The 19671-nt window shown below is 42.4% G+C and carries 22 protein-coding genes; 17 read left to right on the forward strand and 5 right to left on the reverse strand.

The window, feature by feature from the left end; genetic code table 11:
• Nucleotides 1–56: 56 nt before the first annotated feature.
• Nucleotides 57–257 (reverse strand): restriction endonuclease subunit S, encoded by a 201-nt coding sequence (locus F0227_RS16895; protein WP_171754417.1) that lies wholly within the window; start codon nucleotides 255–257, stop codon nucleotides 57–59.
• Between the two features lie 272 nt (nucleotides 258–529).
• On the opposite strand from F0227_RS16895, the gene F0227_RS16900 reads away from it, so the two are divergent.
• The 6 genes from F0227_RS16900 to F0227_RS16925 are packed head-to-tail and all read left to right on the forward strand — an operon-like array spanning nucleotide 530 to nucleotide 7427.
• Nucleotides 530–1486: a MoxR family ATPase gene (locus tag F0227_RS16900; RefSeq protein ID WP_171754418.1), complete on the forward strand. Its 957-nt coding sequence runs from the start codon at nucleotides 530–532 to the stop codon at nucleotides 1484–1486.
• A 7-nt stretch (nucleotides 1487–1493) separates the two neighbouring features.
• Nucleotides 1494–2426, forward strand: coding sequence for a DUF58 domain-containing protein (locus F0227_RS16905; protein ID WP_171754419.1), 933 nt, complete (start codon nucleotides 1494–1496; stop codon nucleotides 2424–2426).
• A complete protein-coding gene (locus F0227_RS16910; protein WP_171754420.1) occupies nucleotides 2423–2905 on the forward strand; it encodes a DUF4381 domain-containing protein in 483 nt (160 codons plus the stop codon). The genes F0227_RS16905 and F0227_RS16910 overlap by 4 nt, the downstream gene beginning before the upstream one ends.
• Before the next feature lie 31 nt (nucleotides 2906–2936).
• Entirely contained in the window at nucleotides 2937–3875 is a 939-nt protein-coding gene (locus tag F0227_RS16915; protein WP_171754441.1) for a VWA domain-containing protein, read from the forward strand.
• Nucleotides 3868–5766 (forward strand): VWA domain-containing protein, encoded by a 1899-nt coding sequence (locus F0227_RS16920; protein ID WP_171754421.1) that lies wholly within the window; start codon nucleotides 3868–3870, stop codon nucleotides 5764–5766. The genes F0227_RS16915 and F0227_RS16920 overlap by 8 nt, the downstream gene beginning before the upstream one ends.
• Before the next feature lie 2 nt (nucleotides 5767–5768).
• Nucleotides 5769–7427, forward strand: a complete 1659-nt coding sequence (locus F0227_RS16925) for a BatD family protein (protein WP_171754422.1) — start codon at nucleotides 5769–5771, stop codon at nucleotides 7425–7427.
• Between the two features lie 362 nt (nucleotides 7428–7789).
• Here the strand turns inward: F0227_RS16925 and F0227_RS16930 are convergent, their stop codons facing one another.
• Nucleotides 7790–8677 carry a LysR family transcriptional regulator gene (locus F0227_RS16930; protein WP_171754423.1) on the reverse strand — a complete coding sequence of 296 codons (888 nt, stop codon included), beginning with the start codon at nucleotides 8675–8677 and terminating at the stop codon, nucleotides 7790–7792.
• A gap of 135 nt (nucleotides 8678–8812) precedes the next feature.
• Here F0227_RS16930 and F0227_RS16935 point away from each other — a divergent pair, with 135 nt between their 5' ends.
• The 6 genes from F0227_RS16935 to F0227_RS16960 all read left to right on the forward strand — a co-directional run bounded on the left by F0227_RS16935 (nucleotide 8813) and on the right by F0227_RS16960 (nucleotide 14449).
• Nucleotides 8813–9178, forward strand: a complete 366-nt coding sequence (locus F0227_RS16935) for a DUF413 domain-containing protein (protein ID WP_171754424.1) — start codon at nucleotides 8813–8815, stop codon at nucleotides 9176–9178.
• 3 nt (nucleotides 9179–9181) lie between these two features.
• On the forward strand, nucleotides 9182–10222 hold the full coding sequence (gene gshB / locus F0227_RS16940) for a glutathione synthase (RefSeq protein ID WP_171754425.1): 1041 nt from the start codon (nucleotides 9182–9184) through the stop codon (nucleotides 10220–10222).
• Nucleotides 10203–12209, forward strand: coding sequence for a flavohemoglobin expression-modulating QEGLA motif protein (locus tag F0227_RS16945; protein ID WP_171754426.1), 2007 nt, complete (start codon nucleotides 10203–10205; stop codon nucleotides 12207–12209). Before gshB ends, F0227_RS16945 begins: the two co-directional genes overlap by 20 nt.
• A 307-nt stretch (nucleotides 12210–12516) precedes the next feature.
• A complete protein-coding gene (locus F0227_RS16950; protein ID WP_171754427.1) occupies nucleotides 12517–13677 on the forward strand; it encodes an MFS transporter in 1161 nt (386 codons plus the stop codon).
• Entirely contained in the window at nucleotides 13658–13798 is a 141-nt protein-coding gene (locus tag F0227_RS16955; RefSeq protein ID WP_171754428.1) for a hypothetical protein, read from the forward strand. Before F0227_RS16950 ends, F0227_RS16955 begins: the two co-directional genes overlap by 20 nt.
• A 267-nt stretch (nucleotides 13799–14065) precedes the next feature.
• Nucleotides 14066–14449, forward strand: coding sequence for a VOC family protein (locus F0227_RS16960; protein WP_171754429.1), 384 nt, complete (start codon nucleotides 14066–14068; stop codon nucleotides 14447–14449).
• On the opposite strand, the gene F0227_RS16965 is transcribed toward F0227_RS16960, so the two are convergent.
• Nucleotides 14446–15075 (reverse strand): helix-turn-helix transcriptional regulator, encoded by a 630-nt coding sequence (locus tag F0227_RS16965; protein WP_171754430.1) that lies wholly within the window; start codon nucleotides 15073–15075, stop codon nucleotides 14446–14448. The genes F0227_RS16960 and F0227_RS16965 overlap by 4 nt on opposite strands.
• A gap of 214 nt (nucleotides 15076–15289) precedes the next feature.
• Between F0227_RS16965 and F0227_RS16970 the strand changes: the two genes are divergently transcribed.
• On the forward strand, nucleotides 15290–15808 hold the full coding sequence (locus tag F0227_RS16970; protein WP_171754431.1) for an RNA methyltransferase: 519 nt from the start codon (nucleotides 15290–15292) through the stop codon (nucleotides 15806–15808).
• 119 nt (nucleotides 15809–15927) lie between these two features.
• Here the strand turns inward: F0227_RS16970 and F0227_RS16975 are convergent, their stop codons facing one another.
• Entirely contained in the window at nucleotides 15928–16485 is a 558-nt protein-coding gene (locus F0227_RS16975) for a TetR/AcrR family transcriptional regulator (protein WP_171754432.1), read from the reverse strand.
• A 206-nt stretch (nucleotides 16486–16691) separates the two neighbouring features.
• Between F0227_RS16975 and F0227_RS16980 the strand changes: the two genes are divergently transcribed.
• From F0227_RS16980 to F0227_RS16995, 4 genes are all read left to right on the forward strand, one after another.
• Nucleotides 16692–17309 carry a hypothetical protein gene (locus F0227_RS16980; RefSeq protein ID WP_171754433.1) on the forward strand — a complete coding sequence of 206 codons (618 nt, stop codon included), beginning with the start codon at nucleotides 16692–16694 and terminating at the stop codon, nucleotides 17307–17309.
• 24 nt (nucleotides 17310–17333) lie between these two features.
• Entirely contained in the window at nucleotides 17334–18206 is an 873-nt protein-coding gene (locus F0227_RS16985; RefSeq protein WP_171754434.1) for an SDR family oxidoreductase, read from the forward strand.
• 93 nt (nucleotides 18207–18299) lie between these two features.
• Nucleotides 18300–18686: a VOC family protein gene (locus F0227_RS16990; protein ID WP_171754435.1), complete on the forward strand. Its 387-nt coding sequence runs from the start codon at nucleotides 18300–18302 to the stop codon at nucleotides 18684–18686.
• Nucleotides 18687–18802: 116 nt separating this feature from the next.
• A complete protein-coding gene (locus F0227_RS16995; protein WP_171754436.1) occupies nucleotides 18803–19198 on the forward strand; it encodes an AraC family transcriptional regulator in 396 nt (131 codons plus the stop codon).
• A gap of 19 nt (nucleotides 19199–19217) precedes the next feature.
• Here F0227_RS16995 and F0227_RS17000 read toward each other — a convergent pair whose 3' ends face one another.
• Nucleotides 19218–19457: a lysine transporter LysE gene (locus tag F0227_RS17000; RefSeq protein ID WP_171754437.1), complete on the reverse strand. Its 240-nt coding sequence runs from the start codon at nucleotides 19455–19457 to the stop codon at nucleotides 19218–19220.
• Nucleotides 19458–19671 lie beyond the last annotated feature (214 nt).

Consider the following 19671-nt stretch of genomic DNA (forward strand, 5'->3'; position numbering starts at 1 on the left):
TAGTCGTCACCTTTTGGCTATTATCAGCATAAATACCGATAAAAACAGCTAGCACATCAGTGAATTGGATTTTCTGTTTTCTGATAAAACTTTCCAAAATGTTCTTCTAATGCTTCTGGTGTCAGTTTTCCCTCAGCTTCCAGTTTCTTTAGCTTTTCAACCACGGCTTTCTGCTCTTCCATTGAGGGAAGTTTGACTTCCGGCTCATCATTGGATTCTTGGGACATTTTTTCTAACTCTTTTTCAAAATCACTCATTCTGGTACCACTTCAATAGTTATCTGGCTAAAGTGTACCTACTTACAAGGTTTGATTCTACTCTCGGTTTATCTCTTCACACACAAGCCAGAAGACGCTTACCAGCCATACATGCCATTTTGTTTCTGTTTTGGGGCTCTCTATGCATCGCAATAACATCTGTTAAAAAAAACTGCTTGATAACTGTATGACCAGCCTCATAATCTGTAAATAACTGAACTTTTTTATGCCTTTACTTACCAAGTATTAAAAATTTACCGAGACATTCACTTATGCATGCAGAGTTATTTCAAAAACTTGAGTCTTATCTTAATACCCAGATCATCGGCCAGAGCGAATTGGTACAACAACTCCTTGTTGCCTTGCTTGCCGATGGACATATTTTGGTAGAGGGCCCTCCCGGTTTAGCGAAAACTCGCGCAGTACAGAAACTGTCAGAATGCATTGAGGGAGATTTCCATCGTATCCAGTTTACTCCGGATCTTCTTCCAGCAGACTTAACAGGTACGGACATATTCAGGCCAGAGAAAGGGGACTTTACTTTCCAAGCTGGTCCTATTTTTAATCACCTGCTGCTGGCAGACGAGATCAACCGGGCACCCGCCAAAGTTCAAGCTGCAATGCTAGAAGCGATGGCAGAGAAACAGATTACTGCCGGAAGAAAAACCTACTCACTGCCTGATCTGTTTCTGGTTATGGCGACACAGAACCCTATAGAACAAGAGGGAACTTACCCTCTTCCTGAAGCTCAATTGGACCGTTTTTTACTTCATTTAGATGTCAGCTACCCCGACAGTGACAGCGAACTGGCGATTTTGCGCCTAAACCGAGGTGAAGCACTTGGCAATGAACATATTGAGCCTGTGTTAATTGATCAATCGGTTATTTTCGCTGCTCGTCACCATGTACTGTCTGTTCATATGGCTGAAAGCATCGAACAATATATAGTGCGGCTGGTCATGGCCACACGCCAACCCGCTAAGTACTCTTCACAGCTCGAACAGTGGTTAGAGATGGGAGTAAGTCCAAGAGCCACTATTGCGTTAGATAGATGTGCAAGGGCTCATGCCTGGTTAGCGGGTCGAGACTATGTTACCCCTGATGATGTCCAAAAAATGGCCTTTCCTGTTCTTCGCCATCGTCTGCTATTGAGTTATCAGGCTCAGGCAGAAAATATCCACCCGAATCAGGTGATTTCTCAACTGATCGCAACCGTGGGTAGCGCATAAATCTGTCATGAAGATCGATTTACCTAGCAACGCCAATGGCGTGACACTCTGTCTAGATGAACTTTTGCCTTATAAGAGTCAAACGGTTCGATGGCTTGCACCCGCTAAAAGTTTATGGTCTCAACTTAACGGTCAACATCAGAGTGGCCAACAGGGACGAGGAATGAACTTTGCCGAGGTGAGAAAATATCAAGCCGGTGACGACATTCGCGCCATCGACTGGCGAGTAACCGCAAGAACCGGGAAAGCCCACACCAAATTATTTACTGAAGAGCGTGAAAAACCCGTCATGCTCTACCTTGATTTCAGTCGAACCATGAGGTTTGGCTCCCAATACCTATTAAAGTCAGTTCAAATGGCACACATGGCCAGTTTAATCAGTTGGTTAGCGGTAGAACAGAAGGATCGTATAGGCGCCGTGTTAGACAGCGGTACAGAGTTATTTGAGCTAAAACCCACCTCACGAAATCGAGGCCCATTACAGTTACTAAGTAAATTGATTGAAATGCATAATGGCGCATTGTATAACCACGCATTACATAGTGCTGAGCAATCATTGCAAAATGGGCTTTATACTTTAAATCGACTGTGCCCAAAAGGAAGTGAAATCGTTATTTGTAGTGACTTTACCCGTTTTGATGAGCAGAGAGACAGAGCCATTATAACCAAGCTTAGGCAGCACAACCGTGTTCAAATGATTCAATTTTTTGATCCACTAGAGCACGGGCAAACCTCATTCAGAGGAACAGAAAAAGTAACCAATGGAAAACAGAGCATCTGGCTAAACTTTTCCAATAAAAAAACCAAACAACAACTGGAAAGCGCTTTTCATATAGAACAGCAGAAAATTAAATCTCTATGCCAATCATTGGCGATTCCATACTATTCACTATCAAGTGCAGAGCCACTTATTAACCAAATTGCCGGGACGCAGTCATGACAGAAACAACAACAAATATAAGTCATCCCCTTTCTCTTCAATCTATTCATTTACCTGAGCCTCCGACATTTTGGCCAGTTGCATGGGGTTGGTGGAGTCTACTTGCCGCCGCCATATTACTCATATTGGTGATTGTTGGGACATGGCGTTGGCGAAAAAACCGACTGCGAGCTAAAAAAGCAGCATTAGCCCTGCTTACTTTAGAGAAAAGCACCCTAACACCATCTGGAGCCATGGAAATCGTCCGCCAAGCGGTTTTAAGTTATTACCCTCGCTCCCGTGTTGCTCATTTATCTGGAGACAAATGGTTGCAGTTCTTAGATTCTCAAGTTAGCAGTGCCATATTTAGCAGCAATCAGAGTCAGTGGTTAGAAGCCTTGTATCAAAAAGAGAGCCATTTTGACCGAGAAGAGATGATCAAACAGTGTGATCACTGGCTTACTACCGCGTTGCCACCCAAACGAGGCGGTCGTGGATAGTTTGTTTAACATCAGTTTATTATGGTGGTGGATGCTATTTCTGCTGCCATTGCCCGTTTTAGTCTATTATTTTACACCTGCAGTCAGCACCACAGCAGCCGTTAGCTTACCCTACTTGCCTCAGCAAGCTGCGGAAACCAAGTCGCGATTCTCTTTAAGCCAAATTATTGCTGGGCTCATCTGGCTGTTACTTGTCACCGCTAGCGCACGACCCGTTTGGTATGGGGAACCCATCGCACACCAACCTAAACACCGCGATATGATGCTGGTGGTGGATTTGTCCGGTTCAATGGAACAGAAAGATATGCTATCGGGTGACGAGTATATTGACCGACTGTCAGCGGTAAAGCAGGTCCTATCCGACTTTATTTTTCAGCGAACAGGGGACCGTCTTGGCCTGATTCTTTTTGCTGATCACGCTTATTTACAAACACCGCTCACTAGAGATAGACAAACTATTTCAGAGCAACTTAATCGCACAGTGCTTGGACTGGTTGGCAAGAAAACCGCCATTGGTGAAGGGATAGGATTGGCGACCAAAACATTTATTGATAGTGACGCCCCTCAACGGGTCATAATATTACTTAGTGACGGTTCAAATACCGCTGGCGTGTTAGACCCGATTAAAGCCGCACAGATAGCAAAAAAATATCGCACCACCATTTATACCGTAGGTGTTGGCGCAGGGGAGATGGTCGTGAATGATTTTTTCATGTCACGAAAAGTGAATACCGCGAGAGATCTGGATGAAAAAAGTCTGAGCAAAATTGCAGAAATAACCGGAGGGCAATATTTTAGAGCCAGAGATCAGCAACAGTTACAAAGTATCTATCAAACCATAAATGAATTAGAGCCTATAGCAACAGATAAACAGATTTTGCGTCCACAAACCGAGTGGTTTAAATACCCACTTTCCCTTGCGTTGATTCTATCTGTTGTACTTTTTGTTATGAGAAAAAACCATGGTTGATTTTGTATTTATTGCCCCTTTATGGTTGCTCGCCATTGTGCCTTTGGCACTTCTTCTCATCTATTTTTCTAGAGGTAGTCGCTCCACAAGCTTGATCGCTTCTCATATTGCGATAGGACTACAACTGGCACGGCATAAAAACCATCGCTCTCTCTATTATTTTGTTGGCCTGTTTTGGTTTTTGTCGATTCTCGCACTGGCAGCACCAAGCCTACAAAAGCAGACTTTACCTGTCTATAACAGCAGCAATGCACGGGTGCTTATGCTGGATATGTCCCGCTCTCTATATGCTCAAGACATAAAGCCAAATCGATTAACTCAGGTAAAATATAAAGCCCTTGATCTACTCCCCGCATGGCAAGAAGGCACAACAGGGTTGGTCGCTTATGCCGGAGATGCTTATACCATCAGCCCATTAACCAGTGATGCTGCCACATTAGCTAACCAAATCACCAATTTGTCACCGAGTATTATGCCCTACCCCGGAGCGAATGCTGGCGCGGCAGTAAAACTGGCGATATCGATGTTGACACAAGCGGGGTTCCATCAAGGAGACCTTGTTTTAATCAGCGATGACATCGATAACAATGAAAGGAAAACAATAGAGGCGCTACTTGCAGACACGCAATGGCGGTTATCTATTTTAGCAGTGGCCTCTGAAGCGGGAGCACCAATCCCTCTACAAGACGGAACTCTACTAACTAACTCAACGGACACCACTATTATCGCTAAACCGAATATCGATAATATGATTGCACTCAGTCAACGTTCGGCCGGCGTATTTGCCTTGAGCCAAAATGATAACGCTGATGTAGAGCTGATTGCCAACGCCACCAGCAACGCAATACTAAACAGCGTACTAAGCAAAGATCAACAGCTTGAAAAACGGCTAAATAACGGTATTTGGTTACTGCCTTTATTGCTGCCTTTGGCGCTATTGCTCTTTCGTCGTGGCGTACTACTGGGGTTACTGGTGATGGTTGGCAGCCTTAGCCAATCTCAGCCTGCATTTGCTTCCCCTTGGCAAACCGATGATCAACAAGCTTTCGCCGCTTATAAAAAAGGGGATTTCAATGCCGCAGCAGAGCAATTTGTTGATGCCAAATGGCAAGCGGCCGCAGCCTATCAAGCCGGACAATACCAACGAGCTGCGGATCTACTGCAAGAGTATCAAGATGTGGAGTCTCGCTATAATCTTGCCAATGCTTTGGCCCAGAAAGGGGAACTGGTGCAAGCAGAGCAGATTTACCAAGATATCTTAAAAAATAACCCAGATTTTGACGACGCTAAAAAGAACTTAGACATTATAAAAAACGCAATGAAGCAACAGCAACAGCAACAGCAACAGCAACAGCAACAGCAACAGCAACAGCAACAGCAACAGCAACAGCAACAAAAATCTGACAGCAGTAACAATCAATCTCAACAAGATTCAAAAGGTAAACAGCAAAAAACGTCCAGTAATAACGACTCTTCTACTCAAAAAGAGGGATCAGACCTACAACCTGAAAGCTCAGATAACAAGTCCGAAAATAAGTCCAAAAATAAGTCCAAAAATAAGTCCAAAAATAAGTCCAAAAATAAGTCCAAAAATAAAGACTCTCAGTCCACCGAGCCTGCTAAAAATGAGTCGCAAAATAACCAAGAGACTCAACAGAAACAAACGGCACAGAAGCAAGATAACAAGAATGATGACGCAAAAGCTGAGCCAGCCAATGCCCCACTCGATAGCGAGATCAACAGCAACGACAATAGTAAAAGTGTCGATGCGGAGTTGAGAAAACTTGAACAGGTTGAAAGTGCTAGAGATGGCAATTTACTACTTAGAAATCAGATGATACTGCAGGCCAGAGAAAAACCTGCCCCTGTTAACAATGGAAAAACGTGGTAACCATGAACACATTTCACTTAACTTATCGTCGTTATATACCTCTATTTCTTGGGCTAATATTAGCGCTAGTAAGTGAGTATTCACTTGCATCATTAACTGCGACGGTTTCTAAAAACAAGGTAGCGAAAGGCGAAGTTTTTCAGCTTAAAGTGGTCGCTGACGAGCGCCTTTCATCCGATGACATTGATTTTTCTGTTCTAGAGCAAGATTTTTTTATTGGCAGACCAAATTTTGCCATGTCAGTTAACTCCTTCAATGGTAAAAGCGCCATCAGAAGTGAATGGAACCTCTCCCTTGCCGCTCTTCGCGCAGGCGTTCTCTCAATACCAAGTTTCACTGTCGGCGGCAACCAGACTGACACGCTTTACATCACCTCTACCGTTGACCCCAATGAAACAACCCAAGACGAATTGATCGAATACCAGAGCCAGTTGAACAAGAGCCAACTGTACCCTGAAGAGATAGCCAAACTCGATACTCGCCTCATTATCAAAACGGACCTAAGGCGATTACAAAATCCGCAAATCACGCCCCCACAAGCAACCCAAGGGATAGATTTAGAAGCCATTGGCGAATCAAAGCAGTACCAAAAAGTCATCGACGGTGTAGAAGTCACCATTGTTGATCAAAGCTACCAAGTAAGCGGTTCTCAGTCAGGTCAATTTGTGATAACAGGCCCTTCATTAACAGGCACCATTATTGAGAGAAACCCACAAAGTGGTGCCACTAAGCTGGTCTCCATTAATACCCATGCCAATGAAATAGCCGTCACAATATTAGCAAAACCTGACAACTTTCAAGGCCACTGGTTGCCAAGCACTCGCGTGAACCTAGTACAGACATGGCAAGATGAAGAAGGAAACAGCATTGATGAACAAAATACCTTCTCCACCCGTGTTGGAGCACCTATTACACGTACAGTTACACTAGAAGTAACAGGTGTTGCTCCATCTCAACTTCCTGATATTGAGCTAAATTACCCTGACTCTATTCGTCTCTACCCTGAACAGGCAAAATTTCAGCAACTGGATGACCGAGTGGTGATGACGGTTAAACACGTCATTATAGCCAAAACAGAAGGCTCAATAGAGTTACCCGCGATTGCCATTAATTGGTGGAACACCTCGACAAAACAACTCGCCTCCGCTTCCGTTAGTGGCCTAACTCTCCAAGTTCAGCAAGGGGAACAGCAATCAACGGCGTTACTTAGCAACCCGTTAAACACCCTTCCTCCACAAGATGAGAAGGTGGTGGAAGTTATCGTCACTGATGCAGGGTTATGGCCTTATCTCAGCGCTTTTTTTGCTCTGCTCTGGTTACTATTTATGGCCTTGTGGCTGAAAGCGAAAAAGGCAACCACAACACAACCTGTAAACACGCTTATCGAAAAAGATAACAACATTATTAAACAGTTAGACTCAGTAATTGCGCAAAGCGATGGTATTAAATTGCAAACTTTGGTCACGCAATGGCTAGCAGAAAATCAAGATATTGATGAGAAAATCAAAGCTGACATTGAACAAGAAATGAATATCATTATGAAGGCGATTTATACGCCTGACAGCCAATCATGGGATAAAAAAACGATACGGAAATTACTGAAAAAAGCCAATAAACAGAGAGTAAACAAGCCTGATGAATCAGGATTAGCTGAGCTGTAGTGGCTACAGGATATAGATCAGCAATCACGTAAGTGACAAAGTGTGTCTTTAATTGGCAATTTGGTGGCTTCTACAACACCAAACCGATAGGCGCATAGGCACCAATTTTTGCTGATTTATTATGTACAGGCTCGGTACACCTAAGATGGTGAATTTGTCTAACTAATAGCCAATAAACTGTATTATGGAGAGCTGAACATGGGCGTTTTTAAATCTATTCAACAGCTTAATTATGACTAGAAAATATAGGGCAAGCCATTTTAACAAACTGTTCTATCATGTTTTTTTCCCTTTTCGCGTTGATGGAATTACTTACAGTGTCAATTTTTCGACTGAAAATAATTCCTCAATTAACACAAAAACTAAATAGTACTTTCTCCAGCCTGTTGCAGGCTATATGCGGTAAGTGGGTTGATTTCTGCGACCAAGCGTTCGACTTGCTTAATTGCGTCTATTGAAGTGCTCGATTTCCGATAGCTGAGATAAATAGGTCTACACCAGTCTTCACTACCTGTTACGTTATACAACTGCTCACTTGCCAAAAAAGGCTCCACTACTGAAGTAGGTAAATAAGCGGTTCCTCCCTTTTCCAGTATAAAATCTAATGCAATTCTAGCAGTGGAAGTCCGTAGATAAGGAGCAGCTACCGAAGGATGTCTTTCGGCATGCTCAGATGCAAAGCGAGTGCCCCAGTCAACATAAATATATTTCTGTTCAAATGCATCCTGTTCCTGGCAAGGCTCAGTCGATATCAAGGTTAGAGTAAGATCTGCTATATGTTTGCAAAACAATTCATCAGACTTAATTGTATCCAGAGCGAAGGCCATATCCAGCGTTCTTTCCAGCAGGTTTCGGTTTATTTGTTCCCGAGATAACGCTTCTGCAATAAAACCGTAGCCTTCAAATGCATCGGTCACGATACTTAAACAGTTTTGCAAGTAAGCATCCCATATGTTGGGCGTTCCCCCTATGGTCAATTGAAGTGCCTTGCCTTGTTCTAGAGAAAGCTCGAATTTTGCCTGTTCAAGGGAAGATACCATCACTTCAGCATAGCCTATTAAACGTTCGCCCGCAGATGTCAACTTTATTGCATTTCTGTCTCGCGTAAACAGCGTTGTATCAAAGAAGGATTCTAGCTGTTTTATTCTGGCACTCACCGCTGCTTGAGTAATATAGAGATTTTCTGCAGCCCGGCCAAAGTGTCGTTCTTTCGCCACTTCCAGAAAGGTTTGGAATACTTTTACGTCCATCTTCTTGCCTCATGAATTTTCCAGCGCAGCATAACAACAATTTATTGTCGAGACGACAAAAATAATTTGATTTTCAAAACTCACATTTACCACTAACTTTCGCTTCAATCCAATGATAAAAATAATGAGGTCAATATGCCTGAAATATTACTCCGTATGGGGGAAAAACGCTTTTACGACGATAAAGCATTTCCTCGCGGTTTTGCGAAATCCGGTAACTTTACGATTCTAGAAGAAGAACTGTTGATCTACTACGGTGATACAATGGAAGGGTTAGAAACAGGGAGGTTAGAGCCAGAAAATTCTGATGAAAAACACTTTCTTAAAGTACTTAGAGATCCAAAAAAAGCCAACACTAAGCTGGAAACAACATGGCTTAAGTACATCAAACATGCACGGGGAAGAAAGCACTTCTATACACTAAGCAGTAAAAAACCTTCGGTCAGTCAATCCCTGATCGATTTAACTGATGACACCAGCTGCTCGGACTTTGAGGATTAATCGTTGAATATCTGTTTCCTGATGTATCCATGGGAGCGTGTATCCCCGGAATCTGATACAACTTTAAGGTTAGTGCATGAATGTGCGGTAAGAGGCCATACAGTCGCTATTACAACAACCAGTGGGCTTACTATTCGTGACAGTACCGTTTATGGCTTTTGCCAGATAATTAAAAAAGGGCAAAAGATTTCTGAAAACATCCCTCGATTCTACAAACAAGTTGACTTTCAAAAAGCTAGGCTACCTATGGCTGGATTTGATGTCATTTTTATGAGGGCAAACCCACCGCTGGATAACCTTGCACTGAACTTCCTTGACTCCATTAAAAACGACACCTTGATCGTCAACGATTTGGAAGGCCTTCGCATCGCTAACAATAAGCTTTATACCGCCAGTATGGAGGGAATAGCGAGTGACTTTATTCCGGCAACACACGTATCCAAAAATCGTGATTACCTCCAACGGGTACTGGAGGAGAGTGATAGCGAAAAAATGATTCTGAAGCCATTAAATGGCTTTGGTGGCCACGGTGTTATCGTTATTGAAAAAAACGCGCGCCAGAACTTTCGATCATTGCTCGATTTCTACATCGGTGAAGGTGAGCGTAGCAATTACGTCATTCTTCAGGATTATATTGAAGGTGCAGAAGAGGGTGATAAACGGATTCTTATGCTTAACGGTGAGCCTATCGGGGCAATGCGACGTGTACCTGCCAAAGGAGAAATTCGCTCAAACATTCATGCCGGAGGAACCGTAGTCAAACACAGTATTACAAAAGAAGAAAAAAGGCTATGCGCTGCAATTGGTCCTAAACTGGTGCGTGATGGACTGTATTTCACTGGTCTTGATGTTATTGGAAACAAATTGGTTGAGGTGAATGTACTGAGTCCGGGCGGCATCACCAGAATAAACAAACTAAACCGAACCCGCCTTCAGAGGCAAGTAATTGATTTTATAGAAAACATTGTACTGTCTAAAGATCTAATCTTACAAAGAAAGAGCGTATTTCGTCGAGCTGTGGAAGATGCCAATATTGAACACTGATACGTCATATACTCTGGACGAAATGATTTGGATGATCCAACAAGAGCAGCCCTTTGAAGGGTTGCTCATTGGTTCGGGAACACGGGTTAAAATTGATGAGTACTTACCCGTCGTATGTACATCGATTCACGCCGGCAATCAAATGCGCTCTGAATTAGTTAAGCAGTGCGAATTAAGCCCTGAAGAGCGGTATTTTGAAGAAGATCCTCATACAGACGCGATGATAATGTCGCAGCCAATTACTCTTATCGGCTTGGATTCACGATTCGAATACGATCTTAATCGGCCAAAATCCCTTAGTACTTATTATAAATCGGCTTGGAACAAGAAAGTTTGGGAAAAAGCGCTATCAGAAAATCAGCGTAAAATCAGCCATAAAAAACATGAGCAGTTTTATCTGCTTTATGAGGCGTTAATAGCCAAGCTGGAATCGAAGTTTCGGCAGGTTATTGTGTTTGATATGCACTCGTACAATTACCAACGAGTTAAAACTGAAACTCCGGTTTTTAATATTGGTAGTGCTCAGATAGATATGGAGCGTTGGGGAGGAATAGTCAGCAAGTTCGTAGCAGAGCTAAAAAAAATTCCTTTGCCCAATATTAGTACGACGGCTGAAGTTGATGCCGTTTTCGAAGGGCGCGGATACCTGATTGCTCATACCAATGCGCATTTCGACAGAACTCTCGTATTACCAACAGAAGTTAAAAAAGTGTTTATGGATGAGCAGACAGGCATGTTATTTCCGCTCGTCCTTGAATCCTTTCAAGTGGGTCTGAAGCAAGCCTTCAGTGCGACAAGTGCTTACTTTCTACGCAAAGCCAGTGCAAAGTCGCGAATCAGAAGAACGGACATGCTAAGTACGCAGATAGATGCTTCCGTACTTAGTGTCGATAAAACACTTTTCAAACTTGCTAATAAAATTGAAACGTTAAAATACGTTAACCCTACCAATCTTGTCCGGGAAAGAGCACGTTTTTTCGCTGCACCAAGGCGCTACAAACCTAACTATCGCTATCGTCAGTTACCTGTTAACGCCAATGAGTTTAAGCATCAGCTTTATAAATTGCCAATTGAGCGGATCTCTGACCCAGACCTTAAAGGTCTCTATAGCGATATGATTGATAAACTCAGTGAGAAAGTCGATCTTCTGACATCAGTCGGGCAAGACTCATTTTTGTACAGTTCATTGAAATACTATGGAAAACCGGATACCGTCGCTCTAAAAAATGCCCGTTTTTTACTCTACACACAAGAACTGGATGACGATCAGACAGTAAGAAGCGCATCTTATGCCAGAAAGCAGCTTTCTCAGGCTGCAGCTAACTGGGGAATGAAGTGTAAAATAACAGAAACAGCATCTATTGCGGCTAAAGCCATGGTTTCTTCCAACCCACCAACCCTTTTCCTTAATAGTGGTGCAACATACGGAGAAAAAGAGGTAGCTCGTTTGGTTCAGCATGAACTTGGTGTCCATATGGCAACAACATTGAACGCCAAGATGCAGCCCCTATCGATTTTCAGGCTGGGGTTACCCGGTTCTACTTTTACTCAGGAAGGGCTTGCGATATTGGCCGAGTATAAAGCCGGCTTTATGTCTTTAGATAGATTGAAAATCCTGTCAACCAGAGTATTAGCAGTTGATTCAATGTTGAAGGAACAGGATTTTTTCCAGACTTATAGCTATCTTATTGAAGAGTTAGAGATAGAAAACCAGCTTGCCTTTAGTATTACCACACGTGTTTATCGCGGTGGAGGATTTACTAAAGACCACTTATATCTAGCAGGTTTTGTTGAATTGTTACGTTTATCTGAAAACCGATCTTTGGATAACCTACTTATCGGAAAATGCAGCGTAAAATATCACGGTTTAACTGATGAACTTGTTCAGCGACAATGGCTAAAACCACCGTTTCACAGGTTTGATACAACCGATGAAAAGAATCCGGCGATTCTTAATTATTTGATTAGTTCTTTGCGGCACAATTAACGGTGCCGCAATTAATCCGACCCTACCTCAATATTAAAGCCTACTCAGGTTAATTCGCTTTGGCAGCAATTACGCTTTCAGAAATACAGTTCATATAAATCAATTACTTATAGTGCACACCTAGATGGTAAGTTCCAAATCTCAACCGCACTATTTATTGATCTGTTTTCGATAAATTTTTTTTATCGTGAAGATTAAATTATTTCGTTTTACTACAAAAGCTTAAAGCCTCATATTCACCGAAAATAGCTAATTGAATCCCATCATTCTCTCTATTTTCACACGACTAACTTAGGAGGTAACGCGAGTGGAAAACCCAACTGATTTCGCAATAAAAATAGGTTTTAAAGTACCAATTGCTGCGCTATCACTTTATGCCATTGCATCTGCTTACCTGATGACACTTTTGCCATTGTTATTAATTGAGTATGGGATTGACACGAGTTATGCGAGTTGGTTAGCAAGCGTATTTTTTGCGGGGTTGTTCATAGGGACATCGGCTATTAAACCTGTCGTAACATACATCGGCCACCGTTTAGCATTTATTATCTGCTTATCATTGTTTATTACAACCATTGTACTATTGCCATTGGTGCCTGTTGTGTGGGTGTGGTTTATTTCCCGTTTTGTCGCTGGTATTGCCGTAGCGGGTTTATTTGTGGTTGTTGAATCTTGGTTGCTGGCCGGGGAGGAAGTTAGCCGCGCAAAGCGTTTTGGTGCCTATATGTGTTCTATCACCGGAGGAATCGCTCTAGGTCAATTAGGGATTGCGGTTATTGGAGTTCAGGGGTTGATTCCGTTTTTTATTATCGGTTCTTTGCTGAGCGCTGCAATTATTGTGATGTTATTTATTCCAACTCGGCCTCCTCAGCGTCACCACACAGCAACATTGTCACTGAAGCAGGTCTCTAAATTAAACCATGCCGCGATAATAGGTTGTGTCGTTGCGGGATTAACACAAAGTTCTATCTATGGACTAATGCCGGTTGAACTGACACATCGTAATATTTCACAGGTACATTTAAGCCTGTTAATGGCATTGATCATAGTCGGCGGCATGTTGGTACAGGCAATCATTCCTACGTTGATAAAGCGAGCAGGACGTACACCATTGATGGGATTATTCTGTCTTCTTGGTGTATTTGCCTTGGGCTTAGTCATTTTAAACAGTCACCCAAATACATTGGTAATCAGTTTATTGTTAATTGGTATGGCTTGTTTCGCGCTTTATCCTATTGCAATTAACTTAGGCTGCGACAAGTTAGAGAAGCATTTCATCGTTTCGGCAAGTCAAGTGATGTTGTTCTGCTATAGCCTCGGTTCGGTTATTGGCCCAGTGATTGCTGGCTGGTTTATGGATAGCAAACAAGGCCTAATGACGTACTTATTGGCCATTTTGATGGCAACGGCTATTTATATGTTTATCATAAGCATCCGAAGCAATAAGCATGCAATGGCCGGAGAATAAGTTGGTATTTACCTGCTGCGAAAATGCCCCTCTTCTAGAAAGTGAAGCAAGCAATATGTTCTATCCTGTTCTGCCTTACTCATTTCTTGACATCCACACCGCCATAGAAAGTGCTGACTAGTTGTATTTTGTAATACCAAGATTTATCGATAGGCCAAAAACAGGCCTTTCAAAGTAACTCATAAAAGTCCAATTCTGAGTTCGATACCACAAGATGCCTGAAGAGATGCTCACTCCTTATCTCCATCACAATATGCCAAGATTAAAGTAATAAACAATCTACCGTAGTAACCATATGTATCTCTGTATTTTCGTCCCCCTGTCGCATATCTTCAATACAGCTATCTCCTTCTTTCCTATTCTTTGGTCATTTACTAAGGAGACAAAAATGAAGCTTAAATACACCATTTTGTATGTAGACAACGTGGCAGAAACATTGGCATTTTACGAGCAGGCATTTTCCATGAAGGTTGCTACCCTTCATGAAAGCGGCGATTACGGAGAGCTGAATACAGGCACAACATCACTCTCTTTTTCGTCTCTAGAGCTGATGGCACAGTTAGGCAAAGGAGCGGTAGCACCTGTTGCTGGCTCGCCTTGCTTTGAGATTGCTTTTGAAACAAACGATGTGGCTTTAGCGCTGGATAAAGCGCTGGCTGCAGGAGCAAGTCTGGTTCAGGATGTTGAGGAAATGCCATGGGGACAAACCACCGCTTATGTACATGATATCAACGGTTTCCTGATTGAGCTATGCAGCCCTGTCCGGGGTTAATAGGCGGGCCAGAAAAGTTGCTCGGTTAAATCCTCGCGCTTTAACAGTTGCGAGGGCGTAACCCCAAACCAGTGCTTTATTTCACGGCACATATGAGCTTGGTCGGCATAATGATACTGATAAGCGATTTCATTATGTAATCCGCTGTTAACCAGCTCTTTGGCACACTGCCTCGCCCTCGCGAGGCGCAGCCAGTATGACGGCGTTCCGGACGTGTGAGCAGAGAGCAAACGTTGCAGGGTTCTGGTGCTGACACCCAGCTGTTTAGCGCAAAACTCTATCGTTTGTCCGTTGCTCCGGATACAGGCCAGTGCTTCTGAAACCCTATCGTCGGTATGAGTTAACCCTTCTATTTGGTCCGTGAGCGCACCAACAGAGCTGATGGACGACAGTAAACCCCTGCTATCCATATCCCTTACGTTACATCCAGGATGAAGGCGAAACCCCATCATAAAAGTATTCGCTGCCAGCTCGACTTTTATGGTCGTATTGTAAAGCGGGGAGAGATAGACAAAGGGAGCGTCATTTGGCTTCTGAACAAAAATAATATCCTGACAGCCATCAGGGATTACAAAGCTCTCTCTGTGCTCTGTTGATCCCGATGTCCAGTTCTCAAGGATATTCATATTCAATAGTATCTGTAATGGTTAAAAGTATTCTACCAGTATGACCAAGTTTGTGGGGTGGTTGCAATGTTTCAGGTTTTTAAAACCAATGTTCACTCAATTGGAATCAAACCTTTCAGTATGCAATACAAAAGCAGGTCAACTTTTTATAACAAGTTTGTTAGAATGCCGCCCCTATTTACACCGCTGTATTAATTTAAAAACGAGAAAAGCAATGAAAGCAAACCATGTCACAATTGGTCTAACCAACCCTAAGAGCCCAACAAATGTTGGTGCGGTAATGCGTGCAGCAGGTTGCTTTCAGGTTAATGAAGTAAAGTACACTGGTCTAAGATACGAAAAATCCGCTAAATTTCATACAGATACCAAAAGTATCACTCGCAAAATTCCTTTGACGGCCGTCGACTCATTTCTTGATGACCTTGATCCTGAAACAGAGATCGTTTGTGTAGAACTCGCCGAGGGCGCAACCCCGCTTCCACGCTTTCAACACCCTAAAAAAGCGATGTATATCTTTGGACCTGAAGACGGTTCGATCAGTCAAGAGGTTGCTGACAAAGCTCATCATGTTGTTTATATACCGACCATTGGTTGTATGAACCTAGCTGCAACCGTCAACGTCTTACTCTATGATCGCTTAGCGAAATCGGGCAGCATGGATGAAAGTGAAGACTTGATCCGAAGCAGTCGTGACAACCGTAATCACTTAAAAGTGAAAACAACAGCTCTTTGAGCTTGAGTTATTTAAAGACCAATAACTGCGTTTATTCATGCTCAGACGCACTACAACTGACACCTTTTGCTTCAACCATGTCCTTTCAGATTTGGCACCTCAATTAGCGGTGCCACCTTTTAGCTTGAGACTTTCACATCCTGCTCAGAGAGTTGGAGAATCCAAGAAGCTATCTCTTCAATTTTGGTTTGGTTGCCACTGAGTAACCGGGTCATCAAACCACCAAGTAACAACGCATAAGCCTGATTGGCATTCTCTCTGCCTACAATTTTATTTAGCTCTGCTAAGAATTTACTATCAGCCATTTTTAGAAGCTTATCATTGGCTATATCTTGACTGTCCCGATTTTTAACATAGTCCAATAACACCGTCATTTCTCCCTTAAAACGGCTATCCAAGGTCTCTATCAATTGAACTAAGGCTTGCTTCCTGTCTTCTGGTAAAGGTGAATGACTCTCTACGCCATAGAGTGAGTGTGGCTCTAGCACAAACTCTGTGCAAGCGGTAAATAACTCTTCTTTGCTTGAAAAGTAATGATAAAGAGCGCTTTTAGATACACCCAGTGCTTCAGCAATGCCTCGCATTCCTAACCCGTTCAGCCCGTGCTCTGAAAAAATATCAACGGCTTTGGCAATTAATTCACTGCGGTATGCTTCTCGATCAACAATTTTTGGCATGGTTTCATCTCTTTAAAGTCCACATGGACTATATTTTCATTTGCTTTAAAAGTCCACTGGACGATCTAAACTGACACTTAATAGACCACTTGGACTAAAAACCATTGACAGACTCAACGTTGATCGGCTAACCTTATTTGGACCGACCGGACTAAATAAGGTTGCGTTATTGCTTATCGGTAATAATTTCAAATGAAGGGGACAACATGACTACAAATCAATTCACCATAAAAGATGCACCTATTAACTGGCAATGCAACGGCAAGTTCAATTTCACAACAGGCTATGGTGCCACTAAAGCTGAAAATGTCATTGCAAATTATGCTGCATTCATCGCACCTGTAATCCTATACTTTTTTGCTTGGAAATCGCTTGATTGGAGTGTATTGCAAGTCGTCGTAGCAGCGCTTTTGACCTTGGATATGATTGGTGGAGTGCTAACAAACTCACTTGGGTCAATGAAGCGATACCTTTATACCGACCAAAATCTAGATGTAAATTGGCTGGGAAAACTGGTTGGAAGCAAGTTCCTCTTTCCAGCTATCCATTTTCAATTGTTTGCGATTCCACTCTGTTTTGACATCGCATGGTCTTATGCCTTCTTTTGGTATGGCATGATGATGGTATCAATTGTGATTGTTCATTTTACCCCCTTGTATCTACAACGCCCTATTGCGTTATTGATCGTAATGCTATCGATCATTCTTGCTCAGCTTATCGCTTCCCCTGTGGGTCTGGAGTGGATAGCGCCCATTTTCATGATTAAGTTAGTACTTTCTCATGGCGTGAGAGAAGAACCGTACCGCCGTACACTAACAGAGTAACTAGCCGTAAAAGGTAAGGAAAATATGATGACATCGAAAAAAGTTCTAGTCGTGGGGGCAACTGGCTACTTAGGCCTGCATATCATTAAACAACTACAAAAACATCGGCTGGATTTTGTTGCACTGGCTCGAAACAGACAAAAGTTATTAGTAAACGGCGTAAATGAAGCACAAATTATTGAGGCGCAGGTGACGAGTCAGCAACAACTTGAAAGCGTTTGCAATAGTGTCGATGTCGTTATCTCTTGCTTAGGTATTACTCGACAACAAGATGGTTTGAAATACATGGATATCGACTACCAAGCCAATCTAAACATTTTGCTAGAGGCAGAAAAAGCAGGCGTTGAGAAATTTATCTATATTTCAGCACTCAATGCAGCAAAATATTCCAATGTTCGCATGTTGAAAGCTAAAGAGAGGTTTTCTACCCGCCTACTCAACTCAGAAAGGCTACAACCATGTGTAATTAGACCCAGTGGCTTCTTCTCTGATTTGGAAGAAATTTATCACATGGCAAGCAAAGGGCATGTCTACTTATTTGGATCTTCATCGAAAAAGTTAAACCCAATTCATGGTGAAGACCTCGCTGAATTTTGTATTGAAGCTATTCACTCCAACGTGAAAGAACTAGACATTGGTGGCCCTGAAGTATTAACCACGAGCCAGATTGCACAGTTTGCGTTTGAAGCACAATATAAAGAAGTGAGTATTATCCGATTACCTGATTGGTTAAGACGTTTAACTTTGTGTTTAATGAAGCAGCTACCTGAAAAGTGGGGGGGAGCTGCTGAGTTTTTCCTAACGGTTATGGGAGATGATTTTACAGCTCCAATCTATGGAAAGCATAAAATTAAAGATTACTACGCAGAAGTGTATAAGGTGATAAACAAGTCATAATGATAAGGAGCTTAAAAAAGCAATCTAGAATAAGTTTTGCTGCCTCGCTTTGACTATCATTTATTTACTCCGAACAAACAAAAGTGATGACGAATGAAAATCTGTGTAACAAGTGTTCCTGTTGAGGACCAAGATAAAGCGTTGGATTTCTATACCAATGTTTTAGGTTTTATCAAGAAAACGGAAGTACCTCTTGGTGAATATAAATGGCTAACGGTTGTCTCTCCACAGGAACAATCAGGGGTTGAGTTGTTGCTTGAACCTATGGCGTTCGAGCCGGCTAGGCAGTACCAAACTAGCTTGAAAGAAGCGGGGATACCTTGGACATCATTCTCTGTTGATGACATTAACGAAGAATACGAAAGGCTGTGCAAGCTTGGTGTACAGTTCTCAGTAACTCCTAAGCCAGCTGGAAATGTCATCATTGCAGTATTCGATGACACCTGCGGTAATTACATCCAAATAATGCAGCTACTATAAAATCCTTGTAACGCAGTCGTGTTTTCAGGTGGCATGATAAATGTTGCCTGAAATATACGCCATTGCTTGTTCAGTGCTAGTATAAAACATATTCATCTAATAACCGCAGGCGTAAAATGCCATCCGCACCAAAAACTTTCTATGAAAAAGAACTTGAGCGTTTGTACAGTGATATCTCACTTCCAGATAAACAGTACACGCTTATTCGTCAATCGAAAGCGTATATGGAGAAGAATTACTCTGAACGAGTTGAATTAGATGACTTAGCTAAAGCCGCATTTATGTCTCGATTCCACTACGTCCGAATGTTCAAGCAATTATATGGGGTAACACCTAGAAACTACTTGCGAGATATGCGTATATCAAAAGCTAAGGAGCTACTCAAGCGAGGTCACTCCATAACAGGCACGTGCTTTGACGTAGGCTATGAAAGCTTGGCTACGTTCTCTACCACATTTAAGAAATGTACCGGTTACTCTCCAAGAGCGTTTCAGAACTATCACAAAGAATAGCGCTATACCCCTCCAGCATTTACATCCAAATTGGATTGTTAACGATCAGTCCAAAAGAGACTAAAATCAGACAGCCCGCATAAAATAGGTTCAAACCTTTCGCGTAGTTTTCACTACTGCTAATTTTTGACAACCAAAAACCCATCTTCACCCACAGCAAATGCACGGAGATATTCAATATCGCCAGCCAGATGACTAAAACCCAAATACCTTGCTCTCCAAATGCACTCTGAGCTTGTTTGCTAAAAAGAGAGAACATAAGAAAGACCATCAACCAACCTTTGCTGTTAAGAAGCTGAACGAGCAAACCATCGGTAAAACTAAATACTTTCTGTTGCTCTTTTGAAGTGTTAGCTGTGCTTTTTAAAAAGACCCTGTAAATAATTCTGTGTAACTGCCATTGGTTACAAGTATTCAGTTAATCGGTCTTCGAACATAATCATAAAGCGGTTCAGCGCTTGCTTCCAGTTTCG

It is taken from the genome of Vibrio sp. 99-8-1, from assembly GCF_013114595.1.
Lineage (GTDB): Bacteria > Pseudomonadota > Gammaproteobacteria > Enterobacterales > Vibrionaceae > Vibrio.